11 protein-coding genes are annotated in these 14388 nt (G+C 53.7%); 7 read left to right on the top strand and 4 right to left on the bottom strand.

Annotated features, from left to right (window positions below; genetic code table 11):
• Window positions 1-20: 20 nt before the first annotated feature.
• The 5 genes from gntX (at window position 21) to rsmJ (ending at window position 6018) form a co-directional block, all read left to right on the top strand.
• On the top strand, window positions 21-695 hold the full coding sequence (gene gntX, locus GJ746_RS23920) for a DNA utilization protein GntX (RefSeq protein ID WP_154682388.1): 675 nt from the start codon (window positions 21-23) through the stop codon (window positions 693-695).
• A gap of 58 nt (window positions 696-753) precedes the next feature.
• Window positions 754-1329: a Fe-S biogenesis protein NfuA gene (gene nfuA / locus GJ746_RS23915; protein ID WP_154682387.1), complete on the top strand. Its 576-nt coding sequence runs from the start codon at window positions 754-756 to the stop codon at window positions 1327-1329.
• A 333-nt stretch (window positions 1330-1662) separates the two neighbouring features.
• Window positions 1663-2979, top strand: a complete 1317-nt coding sequence (gene gntT / locus GJ746_RS23910) for a gluconate transporter (RefSeq protein ID WP_154682386.1) — start codon at window positions 1663-1665, stop codon at window positions 2977-2979.
• Between the two features lie 209 nt (window positions 2980-3188).
• Window positions 3189-5231, top strand: a complete 2043-nt coding sequence (prlC, locus tag GJ746_RS23905) for an oligopeptidase A (protein ID WP_154682385.1) — start codon at window positions 3189-3191, stop codon at window positions 5229-5231.
• Between the two features lie 7 nt (window positions 5232-5238).
• Entirely contained in the window at window positions 5239-6018 is a 780-nt protein-coding gene (gene rsmJ / locus GJ746_RS23900; RefSeq protein ID WP_154682384.1) for a 16S rRNA (guanine(1516)-N(2))-methyltransferase RsmJ, read from the top strand.
• A gap of 340 nt (window positions 6019-6358) precedes the next feature.
• Here rsmJ and dtpB read toward each other — a convergent pair whose 3' ends face one another.
• Together dtpB and uspA are read right to left on the bottom strand one after the other, a co-directional pair.
• A complete protein-coding gene (dtpB, locus tag GJ746_RS23895; protein ID WP_154682383.1) occupies window positions 6359-7825 on the bottom strand; it encodes a dipeptide/tripeptide permease DtpB in 1467 nt (488 codons plus the stop codon).
• Between the two features lie 254 nt (window positions 7826-8079).
• Window positions 8080-8517 carry a universal stress protein UspA gene (gene uspA, locus GJ746_RS23890; protein WP_004106650.1) on the bottom strand — a complete coding sequence of 146 codons (438 nt, stop codon included), beginning with the start codon at window positions 8515-8517 and terminating at the stop codon, window positions 8080-8082.
• Window positions 8518-9019: 502 nt separating this feature from the next.
• Between uspA and uspB the strand changes: the two genes are divergently transcribed.
• Window positions 9020-9355, top strand: a complete 336-nt coding sequence (uspB, locus tag GJ746_RS23885) for a universal stress protein UspB (RefSeq protein WP_154682382.1) — start codon at window positions 9020-9022, stop codon at window positions 9353-9355.
• 70 nt (window positions 9356-9425) lie between these two features.
• Here uspB and pitA read toward each other — a convergent pair whose 3' ends face one another.
• On the bottom strand, window positions 9426-10922 hold the full coding sequence (pitA, locus tag GJ746_RS23880; RefSeq protein WP_154682381.1) for an inorganic phosphate transporter PitA: 1497 nt from the start codon (window positions 10920-10922) through the stop codon (window positions 9426-9428).
• Window positions 10923-11151: 229 nt separating this feature from the next.
• On the opposite strand from pitA, the gene GJ746_RS23875 reads away from it, so the two are divergent.
• The gene (locus GJ746_RS23875) at window positions 11152-12348 is read left to right on the top strand and encodes an NAD(P)/FAD-dependent oxidoreductase (RefSeq protein ID WP_154682380.1); all 1197 of its coding nucleotides are present in this window, start codon (window positions 11152-11154) and stop codon (window positions 12346-12348) included.
• A 26-nt stretch (window positions 12349-12374) separates the two neighbouring features.
• Here the strand turns inward: GJ746_RS23875 and GJ746_RS23870 are convergent, their stop codons facing one another.
• Window positions 12375-14264 (bottom strand): sigma 54-interacting transcriptional regulator, encoded by a 1890-nt coding sequence (locus tag GJ746_RS23870; RefSeq protein ID WP_154682379.1) that lies wholly within the window; start codon window positions 14262-14264, stop codon window positions 12375-12377.
• Window positions 14265-14388: the final 124 nt, after the last annotated feature.

Genomic DNA, 14388 nt, shown 5'->3' with positions numbered 1-14388 from the left:
CCACCAATATGAGGGGAAATATGCTAACAGCACACAGCTTATGCTGGCTATGCCAAATGCCGCTGGCCATCGCCCGCTGGGGGATTTGCTCGCGTTGCACGTCGGCGCTGCTGGCTTCTGAACCGCTCTGCCCGCAGTGCGGCCTGCCGGCCCACTCAGTCTCGCTTCCCTGCGGACGTTGCCTGCAAAAACCGCCGCCGTGGCAGCGGCTGGTGACGGTAAATGACTATCGCTCGCCGCTGAGCGGCCTGATTCATCAGCTGAAATTCAACAAGCGGCCCGAACTGGCCCCGGCGCTGGCGCGTCTGCTGCTGCTGCGCATACGCCAGAGCCCCGATCTTCCTCGTCCTGACCGGATTATCAGCGTGCCGCTCTGGCAGCGCCGTCAGTGGAGGAGAGGATTTAATCAGAGCGACCTGCTGTGTCGCCCGCTATCCCGTTGGTTGGGCTGCGCCTGGCGTAGCGATACGCTGATCCGCAGACGGCGCACCGCTACCCAGCATCAGCTCAGCGCCAGTTTGCGCAAACAGAACCTGAAAAACGCCTTTCAGCTTGAATTGTCGCTACGGGGCCTCCATATCGCCCTTGTGGATGATGTCGTCACAACCGGAAGCACCGTCGCCGAGATATCCCGCCTGCTTTTGCGAAACGGCGCCGCGACGGTTCAGGTATGGTGTATATGCCGTACCTTGTAGACCCCTGCCGATGGGCGTATTATAACCAACTAAAATAGTCAACTATTAGGCCAACGCTATGATCCGTATTTCCGATGCTGCACAAGCGCACTTTGCCAAACTGCTGGCAAATCAGGAAGAAGGGACACAAATTCGCGTATTTGTGATCAATCCCGGCACCCCAAACGCCGAGTGCGGCGTCTCCTACTGCCCACCGGATGCGGTGGAAGATTCCGATACTGCGCTGAAGTTTGAGCAACTCACCGCTTATGTCGATGAACTTAGCGCGCCGTATCTGGAAGACGCTGAAATCGATTTTGTTACTGACCAGCTCGGTTCCCAGCTGACGCTGAAGGCGCCAAACGCCAAGATGCGCAAAGTATCTGACGATGCCCCGCTGATGGAGCGCGTAGAGTACCTGCTACAGTCGCAGATTAACCCGCAGCTGGCCGGTCACGGCGGGCGCGTCACGTTGATGGAAATCACCGATGATGGTCTGGCGATTCTGCAATTCGGCGGCGGCTGTAACGGCTGCTCGATGGTCGACGTGACCCTGAAAGAAGGGATTGAGAAGCAGATGCTCAGCGAGTTCCCTGAATTGAAGGGCGTACGCGACCTGACTGAACACCAGCGCGGTGAGCACTCTTACTACTAATTCCCTCCCGCCCGGCAGATTTATTCTGCCGGGTAACTCCCTTCATGTTACCGGGCAACATTCCCTGCCAGGCTATCCGGTAAAAACCAGCTAAAGAGTATGACTTAAGTCTCAAATTTGAAATTTTCATCGCCCAGGTGATTCTCAAACTTCATATGTTACCCGTATCATTCACTTCAGACGCTACAGATAAAAAAATAGCCAGCTATCCTTTCTCTGGGTAAGGATAAAGCCAGCTTCTACAGCGTAAGACATTTTTTGTTCCTGTCGGAACGGATGAAGTCAATGTTCAAACTATGACGTTACCCATAACAAATTAAGGCCAGGTAAATCATGCCATTAGTCATCGTTGCTATCGGGGTTGCCCTGTTATTGTTGCTGATGATCCGTTTCAAGATGAACGGGTTCATCGCTCTGGTTCTGGTGGCACTTGCCGTCGGGCTCATGCAGGGTATGCCTCTGGATAAAGTTATCGTATCCATCAAAAACGGCGTAGGGGGAACCCTTGGCAGCCTCGCGCTGATCATGGGCTTCGGCGCTATGCTTGGTAAAATGCTGGCAGATTGCGGCGGTGCGCAGCGTATCGCCACCACGCTGATTGCCAAATTTGGTAAAAAGCATATTCAATGGGCGGTTGTGCTGACCGGCTTTACCGTCGGCTTTGCGCTGTTCTATGAAGTAGGCTTCGTACTGATGCTGCCGCTGGTCTTTACCATCGCTGCATCTGCCGGTATTCCGCTGCTCTATATCGGCGTACCGATGGCGGCCGCGCTCTCCGTGACGCACGGCTTCCTGCCTCCGCACCCGGGCCCGACGGCGATTGCCACCATTTTCCATGCTGACATGGGTAAAACCCTGCTGTTCGGTACGATTCTGGCGATCCCGACGGTTATCCTCGCGGGTCCGGTTTACGCGCGTTTCCTGAAAGGTATCGATAAGCCGATTCCGGAAGGTCTGCATAACCCGAAAACGTTCACTGAAGAAGAGATGCCGGGCTTTGGCGTCAGCGTCTGGACCTCTCTGGTGCCGGTGATTCTGATGGCGATGCGCGCCGTGGCTGAGATGGTTCTGCCAAAAGGCCACGCCTTCCTGCCTGTAGCGGAATTCTTCGGCGACCCGGTGATGGCGACGCTGATCGCGGTACTGATCGCGATGTTCACCTTCGGTCTTAACCGCGGTCGTTCAATGGAGCAGATCAACGATACGCTGACCTCCTCAATCAAAATTATCGCCATGATGCTGTTGATCATCGGCGGCGGCGGCGCCTTCAAGCAGGTGCTGGTTGATAGCGGCATGGACAAATACATTGCTTCTATCATGCATGAATCCAACATGTCTCCGCTGTTTATGGCATGGTCGATTGCCGCGGTACTGCGTATCGCCCTGGGTTCCGCGACCGTTGCGGCTATCACCGCTGGCGGTATTGCCGCGCCGCTGATTGCCACCACCGGCGTGAGCCCGGAACTGATGGTTATCGCCGTGGGCTCCGGTAGCGTTATCTTCTCTCACGTGAACGATCCTGGCTTCTGGCTGTTTAAAGAGTACTTCAACCTGACCATCGGCGAGACCATCAAGTCGTGGTCGATGCTGGAAACCATTATCTCAGTGTGCGGTTTGATCGGCTGCCTGCTGTTGGGGATGGTGGTGTAAGCGGGTCATCAGTCAAAAACGGGCCGGGTAGCAACGATGCTAACCCGGCTTTTTTATGCGCTATAACCTCAACGGCCGTACTTATCGCAGTAATACCCGGCTCCGCGCGGCGCCTGACATTGAAATTCCCCTGACTATCCCCCATTCTAGATCTCATGCTATAGCGCCGGACGCGCGCTTCATTCACCCTATTCAACAGGACTGTGTAAATGACCAATCCATTACTGACGCCTTTTTCATTGCCGCCATTTTCTGCAATCAAACCCGAGCACGTGGTCCCCGCGGTCACCAAAGCGCTGGATGATTGCCGGCAGGCGGTAGAAAGCGCGGTGGCGCAAGGGGCGCCGTATACCTGGGAAAATCTTTGCCAGCCGCTGGCGGAAGTGGACGACGTGCTGGGGCGTATTTTTTCCCCGGTCAGCCATCTGAATTCGGTCAAGAACAGCCCGGAACTGCGCGAAGCCTACGAGCAAACCCTGCCGCTGCTCTCGGAGTACAGCACCTGGGTTGGGCAGCATGAAGGCCTGTATAAAGCGTACCGCGACCTGCGTGACGGCGACCATTACGCCACCCTGAATACCGCGCAGAAAAAAGCGGTGGATAACGCGCTACGTGATTTTGAACTCTCCGGTATTGGCCTCGCAAAAGAGAAGCAGAAACGCTACGGCGAAATCGCTGCCCGCCTTTCCGAACTGGGCAATCAGTACAGCAACAACGTGCTCGACGCCACCATGGGCTGGACGAAGCTGGTCACCGATGAATCTGAGCTCTCCGGGATGCCGGAAAGCGCGCTTGCCGCGGCGAAAGCACAGGCTGAAGCCAAAGAGCAGGAGGGGTTCCTTCTCACCCTGGATATCCCAAGCTATCTGCCGGTGATGACCTATTGCGACAACCAGGCGCTGCGTGAAGAGCTCTATCGCGCCTACTCCACCCGCGCCTCTGACCAGGGCCCGAACGCCGGTAAATGGGATAATGGCCCGGTGATGGCGGAAATCCTCGCCCTGCGTCACGAGCTGGCGCAGCTGCTGGGCTTCGACAGCTATGCCGATAAGTCGCTGGCGACCAAAATGGCCGAGAATCCGCAGCAGGTGCTCGACTTCCTGACCGATCTGGCCAAACGCGCCCGTCCGCAGGGTGAGAAAGAGCTGGCCCAGCTGCGTGCGTTCGCCAAAGCCGAATTCGGCGTAGATGAACTCCAGCCCTGGGATATCGCCTGGTACAGCGAAAAACAGAAGCAGCATCTTTACAGCATCAGCGACGAACAGCTGCGCCCCTATTTCCCGGAAAACAAAGCCGTTAACGGCCTGTTCGAGGTGGTTAAGCGCATTTACGGCATTACCGCTAAAGAGCGTACCGATGTAGATGTCTGGCATCCGGAAGTTCGCTTCTTCGAGCTTTACGATGATAAAAATGAGCTGCGCGGCAGCTTCTACCTCGACCTCTACGCTCGCGAACATAAACGCGGCGGGGCATGGATGGATGACTGCGTCGGCCAGATGCGCAAGCTTGATGGTTCGTTGCAAAAGCCGGTCGCCTACCTGACCTGCAACTTTAACCGTCCTGTCAGCGGTAAACCGGCCTTGTTTACTCATGATGAAGTGATCACGCTGTTCCATGAGTTCGGTCACGGTCTGCACCATATGCTGACCCGCATCGATACCGCCGGCGTTTCCGGCATCAGCGGGGTGCCATGGGATGCCGTCGAGCTGCCGAGCCAGTTTATGGAAAACTGGTGCTGGGAGCCGGAAGCGCTGGCGTTTATCTCCGGTCACTATGAAACCGGCGAGCCGCTGCCGCAGGAGCTGCTGGAGAAAATGCTGGCGGCGAAGAACTACCAGGCGGCGATGTTTATTCTGCGTCAGCTGGAGTTCGGCCTGTTCGACTTCCGTCTGCATGCGGAATTCAGCCCGCAGCAGGGGGCTAAGATTCTGGAAACGCTGGCGGAAATTAAGCAGCAGGTCGCGCTGATTCCCGGGCCTTCATGGGGCCGCTTCCCGCACGCCTTCAGCCACATTTTTGCCGGCGGCTACGCGGCGGGATATTACAGCTACCTGTGGGCTGACGTGCTGGCGGCGGATGCTTTCTCGCGCTTCGAAGAAGAAGGGATCTTCAATCGGGAAACCGGTCAGTCTTTCCTCGACAACATTCTCAGCCGCGGCGGTTCAGAAGAGCCAATGGTCCTGTTTAAACGCTTCCGCGGTCGTGAGCCGCAGCTGGATGCGATGCTTGAGCATTACGGTATTAAGAGTTAATCCTGTTGTGAAAATCTCCTTAATAGATGAAACGGGCGCCGGAGACGGCGCCTTATCTGTTCTTGCCGCCCGCTGGGGGCTGGAGCAGGACGACGGCAACCTGATGGCGCTGGTGTTGACGCCGGAGCGTCTGGAACTGCGCAAGCGAGATGAACCGAAGCTTGGTGGCATCTTTGTTGATTTTGTCGGCGGAGCGATGGCCCACCGGCGCAGGTTCGGCGGCGGCCGAGGCGAGGCGGTGGCAAAAGCGGTGGGCATCAAAGGCGACTACCTGCCGGATGTGGTCGATGCGACCGCCGGCCTGGGAAGGGATGCTTTTGTTCTTGCCTCCGTAGGCTGTCGCGTGCGGATGCTGGAACGTAACCCGGTGGTTGCCGCACTGCTCGACGACGGCCTAGCGCGCGGCTATGCCGATGCGGAAATCGGCCCGTGGTTGCAGGAGCGGTTGCAGCTGATCCACGCTTCCAGCCTGACGGCGCTGACCGATATCACCCCGCGCCCGCAGGTGGTGTATCTCGATCCGATGTTTCCGCATAAACAGAAAAGCGCGCTGGTGAAGAAAGAGATGCGGGTATTCCAGTCGCTGGTGGGGCCGGATTTAGACGCTGACGGTCTGCTGGAACCCGCGCGTCAGCTGGCAACCAAACGCGTGGTGGTTAAGCGTCCGGACTACGCGCCGCCGTTGGCGGATGTCGCGACTCCCAACGCGGTGGTGACCAAAGGCCACCGGTTTGATATTTACGCCGGAACGGCGGTTGAGCCGCAATCCGGGCATGTTTCTGACTGAAATAACGTGCGCGCTTTCCCCGGGGGCGGCGCTCGGCGCGCCTTGCCCGGGCTACAGGTTCACTGCCGTCTGGGGGTTTTGTAGCCCTGACAGGTGCGTAGCACCGCCTCCGGGAAATTTTGCCGCTCTGTGCGCGGTGGGCTACGGGTTTGTGCGGCCTGAGGATGTTGTAGCCCGGAACGGCGGTTGAGCCGCAATCCGGGCATGTTTCTGACTGAAATAGCGTGCGCGCTTTCCCCGGGGGCGGCGCTCGGGCTACAGGTTCACTGCAGCCTGGAGGTTTTGTAGCCCGGATAAGGCGTTAGCCGCAATCCGGGAAACCTCGTCGACCGTACCGTTTTTACGCGCTTTTGGTATTAATCATCCGGTTCAGCCATGGCACCATTAACGCCATGACTACCGTCACGCCCAGGGTCACGAGGCCGATTTTGCTGAAGACATTGGTATAGACTGGCAGCGTCTGCAGCGGGTCGGTAATATTCTCCGGTACGGCGGTGAAGGTGGCGACGTAGCCGCCCAGCAGGAACGCGGCGGCCTGCGTCAGGAACCACATCCCAAGAATAAAGCCCATCAGATGCTGCGGTACCAGCGCGGCGACCATCGCCAGCCCCAGGGCGCTAATCAGCAGTTCCCCCAGGCTCTGGAACAGATACACGAGCACGATAAACCATGGCGAGGTCAGGCCCCGGGCATCGGCAAACCACATCCCTGCGGCGGCGGCGGTGAGAAAACCCAGAGAGCACAGGAACATACCGAGGGTGAACTTCATTGGCATGGTCAGGTCTTTGCCCTTGTTGCCCAAACGCGTGTAAATAGCGGCCAGTATCGGGCTGGCAACCACCACCCAGAACGGGTTTAGCGCCTGGAAACTCACCGGATTAATCGCGAAGCCGAGTATTTCGTGGTGGACGTTATTGATAGCAAAGAAGTTGAGGGAGGTGGGCATCTGCGCGTACAGAATATAAAACAGCACCGCTTCCAGCATCAGGATAAAGGCGACGAACATTTTGTTGCGCCCGGTCTTATCCAGCCTGAAGGCCTCGCGGAAGAAGAAAATCGTCACCACCATCGAGAGGACAATCAGCACCAGATTGGCGATCTTTACGTTATGCATCAGCCAGGCGCAGGTAAAAATCATGACTACCGTTCCTGCCAGCACGTACAGCAAATTACGCAGGCTGAGCGGTCTGTGGTCCGGTTCTGAACCGATATCCTTCACCATTCCACGACAGGCGAAGTACACCAGCAGGGCGACAATCAGACCCGCCCCGCACAGGTTGTAGGTCACCGCGTAGCCGAACTTATCGGCAATCACCGGCGCCAGCGATAGCGACAGCAGCGAACCAATGTTGATCGACATATAAAACAGCGTGAAGGCGCCATCAAGGCGGGCGTCTTTGGGCGGATAGCACTTGGCAAGCAGGCTTGCCGGGTTAGCTTTGAACAGCCCATTCCCTACCGCAATGGTTCCCAGCGCGATAAAAATCAGATCGGGTTTGTGCAACGACAGGCCGGTCAGAAAGTAGCCCGCGGCCAGCACAATCGCGCCCAGCACCAGCGTGCGTTTGGTGCCGAGGAGGTGATCGCCGACGTAGCCGCCGATGGAGATCAGGCCATACACCAGCGCGGCAAAAGCGCCAAAGGTAATGAACGCCTGTTCCTGAGAGAAGCCGAGCTGTTTAACAAAGAAAACGGCCAGGATCCCCTGAACGCCGTAATAGCCAAATCGTTCCCAAAGTTCCACAAAGAAGATCATGAAGAAGGGGCGAGGTTGCTGCAGCAAGCCTCTCGGTGCGGTGGAATTCATCTTTCTTCGCCTTTTAGTCCTGTCCGGAAAAGTATGAACGCGTATGCCAAAACGCGCTCAAAATGCTTAACTTTGCGCAATGATATGATTTTTACGGCTGTTAGCGAATTATTATATGGATTAAAGGCGATTTTATTGGTTTATAAATCTGTTTTAATACGGTTTATATGGTTTTAAATGCTATTTTTCGCGTGAAAAATAAAAACGCCCGCGTTGGCGGGCGTTGATTATCAGCGAATTTCAATAACGTTCTGTTATTCCTCTTCTTCGTCGCGCAGCGGGACAATCAGCATGTCGACGTGTACGGTATTGATTAGCTGACGCGCGGAGGACATCAGTTTGCTCCAGAAGTCCTGGTGGTGACCGCAAACCACGAGGTCCATATCATATTTCTTAATCGCATCGACCAGGACCTGGCCGAGATCGCCGCTGCCGCTCAGGGTCTCGGTGATCGGATAGCCAGCGTTAGTAGACAGTTCGCTTAACGCGTGATGAGTCTCTTCGGAGATGCGCTTCTGCATGTCGCCAAGATTAACATCGATAAGGCCGGTGTATAGATCGGAGTAATTCACATCAACGTGGATCAAGGACACTTTTGCATTGTAGGGACGGGCCATAGAAACGGCTTTTTCTACCAGTACTTTGCTTTCCGGGGACAGGTCTACTGCAATAAGGATATGTTTGTAAGCCATAGTGTTACTCCTTCCATAAGTTGTCGACGACCGTTGGACCTGACAGCCAGCGCTGCCGCTTCGCCCGCGTCCTGCGTGCCACATTCGCGGGGGGTAGTCCTTAAGGACTTAATTGTAGAAGATATTTCTACCTTATAGCTCCCCTCGCGATCCGTCAATCTACCTTGTTCAGCAAATGGTTAAACAAATATATCCGTCATACTTTCAGTGGCATATCTGTTGGCTTTTAGCCCCGTCTCCTGCGAGACCAGCGTAAGCGCGGTTCAAACAGTTAATCGTTTTGTCTCATAATTCAAATGATTCAGGTTAAATATCAGACTTATGCATTGATAATGATTAACCTTGTGGTAAAAAAATTAACTGATCTCCTACACTATTTAATGAGCCGGTCGGATAAATAAATGTGATCGGAATCGCACTCTTTAACTGTACAAGTCGGTTTGACATTGGGGAGCGGTAGTCCCGGAGGGAGCCTCCGAGGACGGGTCGCCGGGGAGGAGGTATGATCAGCACTATCGCGCTGTTTTGGGCCCTGTGTATCGTATGTGTAGTGAATATGGCACGCTACTTCTCGTCGCTGCGTGCATTGCTTGTTGTGCTACGTGGTTGTGACCCTTTGCTCTATCAATATGTCGATGGCGGCGGTTTTTTTACGTCGCATGGGCAGCCCAGCAAACAGATGCGCCTGGTGTGGTATATCTACGCTCAGCGCTACCGCGATCACCACGATGATGAGTTTATCCGTCGCTGTGAGCGGGTTCGTCGGCAGTTTATTCTCACCAGCGCGCTATGCGGCCTGGTTATGGTGAGCATGATAGCCCTCATTATCTGGCACTAGTTGCGCGGCAGGCAAAAAAAACGGGCCAGTTTCCTGACCCGTTTAAAATTTCTTATTTCCAGATATACGCTTAGATAATCTGCAGCGAGATCCAGTACAGCGCGCCGGACAGCAGAATCGCTGCGGGCAGGGTGAGCACCCAGGCCATCAGGATGCTGGTGACGGTTTTCTTCTGCAGACCGCCGCCATCAACGAGCATAGTCCCCGCCACTGACGATGAGAGTACGTGGGTGGTGGAAACCGGCATACCGGTATAGCTCGCCAGACCAATCGATACGGCTGCGGTCATCTGGGCTGACATACCTTGCGCGTAGGTCATTCCTTTCTTACCGATTTTCTCGCCAATGGTGGTCGCCACGCGACGCCAGCCGATCATGGTGCCGATACCCAATGCCAGAGCGACCGCCATAATAATCCAGATCGGTGCATACTCGATGGTGCTCAGCATATCGGTTTTCAGCTTTTTCAGCAGACGCTTATCGTCGGCACTCACTTCCGGCAGTTTCGCCACTTTATCGGTGGTGTCGGAGATGCAGAGCATAATACGGCGCAGGTGGCTACGCTGCTCGACGGTGAGCGTATCGTAGCTTTCAGTACCCGCAAGCATTGTCTTCACGCGGTCAAGCGCGTTGATGGTGTTTGCCGGGTGACAGTGAAACTCGCCGTTGGCGGCAGCGCCAGCTTCCGGAGACGGAATGAGCTGCTCGGCGCCGGTCGCTTTCTTCAACAGATCGGGGTGCTGCTGGAAGAAGGTTTCCACGTTGTTGACCGCATCGCGAGTACGGGTGATTTCGTAGCCGGAAGCGTTCATGTTGACGACGAAGCCCGCCGGAGCAACGCCAATCAGAACCAGCATAACCAGACCAATGCCTTTCTGACCATCGTTGGCGCCGTGCGAGAAGGCGACGCCAATAGCGGAGAGAATCAGCGCGATACGCGTCCAGAACGGCGGCTTTTTCTTGCCATCTTTCTTTTCACGTTCGGCAGGAGTCAGGTGGATACGGGCACGTTTTTTGGTTCCGCTCCAGTAGCGACGCAGTATGAAAATCAGGCCGCCCGCAACCACCAGGCCAACGATCGGCGAGATGATTAGTGAGCCAAAAATACCCATGACTTTCGGGATATTCAGCGCGTCCACAACCGAAGTGCCGGTCATCAGCGCATTGGTTAAACCAATACCGATAATCGCGCCGATCAGGGTGTGTGAGCTGGAGGCCGGAAGGCCGAAGTACCAGGTGCCGAGGTTCCAGATAATTGCCGCCAGCAGCATGGAGAAGACCATGGCGAGGCCATGTGCTGAACCCATGTTAAGCAGCAGGTCGGTCGGCAACATATGCACAATGGCATAAGCTACGCTGAGACCGCCCAACAGAACGCCGAAGAAGTTAAAAAGAGCCGCCATCGCCACAGCAAGCTGCGACCGCATTGCGCGCGTGTAGATCACGGTTGCAACAGCGTTTGCGGTATCATGAAAACCATTGATCGCTTCGTAAAAAAGCACGAAAGCCAGAGCAAGCAATAATAGTAGCCCGGTATGTAAATCAAGACCGGCAAATAAATGTAGCATAGGACGTTACGCCATTTTGAGGACATGAACGCGGCGCATTATCAGTGACTTTAGCGGCGCGGGCAAAGTGAAATATAGACTTTTTTTGATTTTCTTCCTGTTTAAGTTTTAGCTCGTTGGGAGTATTCCTATATCTTTCAATAAGCTAGATAAATCTGTTTTTTTCGTGCTGGTGCGACCAGAGTGAAAAATTTACAATTCCCGACAATCGGGAGATGAGGAATGTTGTGTGGAAAGGTTTGATGCCATCGTAATCGGCGCCGGAGCGGCGGGAATGTTTTGTGCGGCGCAGGCAGGGCAGGCAGGTTGCCGCGTTCTGCTGCTCGATAATGGCAAAAAGCCTGGACGGAAGATTCTGATGTCCGGCGGCGGCCGCTGCAACTTTACTAACATGTATATCGAACCCGCGGCATATCTCAGTCAAAACCCGCATTTTTGCAAATCTGCGCTGGCGCGCTACAGCCAGTGGGACTTTATCGAGCTGGTGGGTAAATACAGTATTGCCTGGCACGAGAAAACCCTGGGCCAGCTTTTTTGCGATGATTCAGCCGAGCAAATTGTTAACCTGCTGCTGGCCGAGTGCGAAAAAGGCGGCGTGGAAATTCGCCTGCGTAGCGAAATTATCAGCGTTGAGCGGGATGATGAGGGCTACACCCTGCAGCTTAACGGCGATACGGTCGCGGCGAAAAAGCTGGTTGTCGCTTCCGGCGGGCTCTCCATGCCAGGCCTGGGCGCTTCGCCGTTCGGCTATAAGCTTGCCGAGCAGTTTGGCCTGAAGGTGTTGCCAACCCGGGCAGGGCTCGTGCCGTTCACCTTGCATAAGCCGCTGCTTGAACAGCTACAGGTACTTTCCGGGGTATCGGTGCCATCAACCATTACGGCGGAAAACGGTACCGTCTTTCGGGAAAACCTGCTCTTTACCCATCGTGGGCTATCCGGCCCGGCGGTATTGCAAATTTCCAGCTACTGGCAGCCGGGGGAGTTCGTCAGTATTAATCTGCTACCGGATTGCCAGCTTGATGAGTTTCTCAACGAGCAGCGCGCGGCGCATCCCAACCAGAGCCTGAAAAACACCCTGGCGATACAGCTGCCGAAGCGGCTGGTCGAGTGTCTACAGCTGCTGGGGCAGATTCCGGATGTTACCCTGAAACAGCTTAACGTTCGCGAGCAGCAGGCGCTGGTTGAGACGCTGACCGCATGGCGCGTGCAGCCAAACGGAACCGAAGGCTATCGCACCGCGGAAGTGACCCTCGGCGGCGTTGATACTAATGAACTCTCCTCGCGCACCATGGAAGCCCGTAAGGTGCCGGGCCTCTATTTTATTGGCGAAGTGATGGACGTAACCGGCTGGCTGGGAGGTTATAACTTCCAGTGGGCGTGGGCGTCAGCCTGGGCGTGCGCGCAGGCTTTGGCGGAACAGCAATAATTGCGGCTTTCTGTCAGCGGAAAGGATTAGTCCTGACCGCTGATATTATGCTGCTTTAATTTACGCCACAGGGTGGTGGGGCTGATACCCAGCATTACTGAGGCTCTGGTTCTGTCTCCGTCCGTTTTCGCTAACACGCTGGCAATCAATAATCTTTCCTGTTTTTTTAACAGATCGGTTTCATCATCCGTCGCACCGACGCTTGCATCAGGAGATATATCTTCGTGGTAAGCGGGTGAAATGTGGCTGATTTGCTGCAAAACCTCTTTGCTTACCGTTTCCATTTCCACCAGTACGACCAGCCTGTAGATAACTGCCTGTAGTTCGCGAATGTTGCCGGGCCAGCGATAGCTATGTAAAAAATCTACCGCGTCGGGGGTAAAGGTGATTTGCTTACCCTGTTGATTCAGCTGGTGCTGAATCAACAGCATGATATCTCCCGGACGCTGATGCAGGGCCGGGAGCTTCAATTCAAGAATATTGATTCTGTAGTACAGATCTTGCCTGAACTCGCCGTTGGTCACGAGATCGCGCAGATCTTTGTTGCTGGCGGTGATCAGACGAAAATCTGCGGTAATAAGCATATCGCCGCCCAAACGAGAAAACTGCTTTTCCTGCAACACGCGCAGCAGTTTGACCTGTACCGATAGCGGCGCTTCGCTGATTTCATCGATAAACACCGTACCGTTCATCGCCATTTCAAAAACGCCGGGCTTGCCTCCCTTGCGCGCGTGAGTAAATGCCCCTTCGGCATAGCCAAAAAGTTCGCTTTCAAGAAGGCTTTCGGGAATCGCTGCACAGTTGAGCGCAATAAAAGGACGATGGCTTCTGGAGCTATAGTGATGAATACTTTGGGCAAAGAGCTCTTTACCTGTGCCGGTTTCACCCAAAATATGAACCGGAAGATCGTGTCGTGCACAGAGTTTCGCTTTTTTAATAACTTCACTCATTATTTGCGACTGGCCAATAATATCATCGAAAGACCAGGTGGTGGAAAAGCCACGAAGCTTACTCTTTTTGCTAATACTATTTTGCCAGAGCGTACTTTCCTGGCTTAATCCGGTGATAATACTGTAAGATATCTGCCGGTTGGAAAAATGGCGTAAGGAAATAAAAATAGTTATGCCGTTAATTTCAATAGGTTGTTCTTTAATATCTAATTCATTAATAATACTGGCGTAGATGTCTTTAAAGGCCTCTTTCTTGAATATTTTATCTCCGCTTTGACACTGGAACAACTCTACGCCAATGGCGTTAATATTAATAATTTCACCCAGCTGATCGATGCACATGATGCCCTCGCGTGCCTGATTCAACGCTGCGTGGCTCATGATTAGCCTGGAGCTTTCACGATTGATATATTTTAACAGACTGAAGGACTCATTGATGGCCTGCTCAATCGAGATATTATCAGTATCGCCCATAAGAGCATTGAGATTATATTTCTTAGCCATTTCGGCAACCGTAAGGCCGCCAATAACGGTGTGGTAATCATTTTCTGAAAGGTTTTTTATAACGTTTTCAATATCATTATGGTTATATACCTGACAAATTTTAAAGTCTTCATTAGTCATGTTCTGGTAATGCCGCAAGGCATTACAAAACTGTGGAAAGCCAACGGCAGCAATTTTTTGTGATTTAATTTTTGCCTGTTGTAAAATTCTGTACACGCCATGAAAATCATGGGCAATCTCAATAACCGGAATACTGATGTTACTACGAAGAAGTGCGGCAGTACCTCCTCGACTAATAATGATTTTAGTCCCGGACTGGATCATCTCATTTGCTTTATCCAGAACGTCTGAATAACGGAATTCATACACAGGAATATCAAGCTCTCGCTCAATAAGAATATTCATGATGCGTTGGGTTATTGTTTTTGATACTGAAAAAATGACAATCTCATTATTCTTCATGAATTATTCGCTTAGGTCTTCTGGGCCGCAATGATGATTATATAATGAGTGTAGGGATAATCTATGAAGGAGGTCATATAATACGTTTTTCAGAATATATCCTTCATGTTTTAAGGTGCCGGTG

The sequence above is a fragment of the Klebsiella oxytoca genome (assembly GCF_009707385.1).
Lineage (GTDB): Bacteria > Pseudomonadota > Gammaproteobacteria > Enterobacterales > Enterobacteriaceae > Klebsiella > Klebsiella oxytoca_C.
The sequence above is the reverse complement of the archived record's forward strand: the minus strand, read 5'-3'. Positions and strand labels throughout refer to the sequence as shown.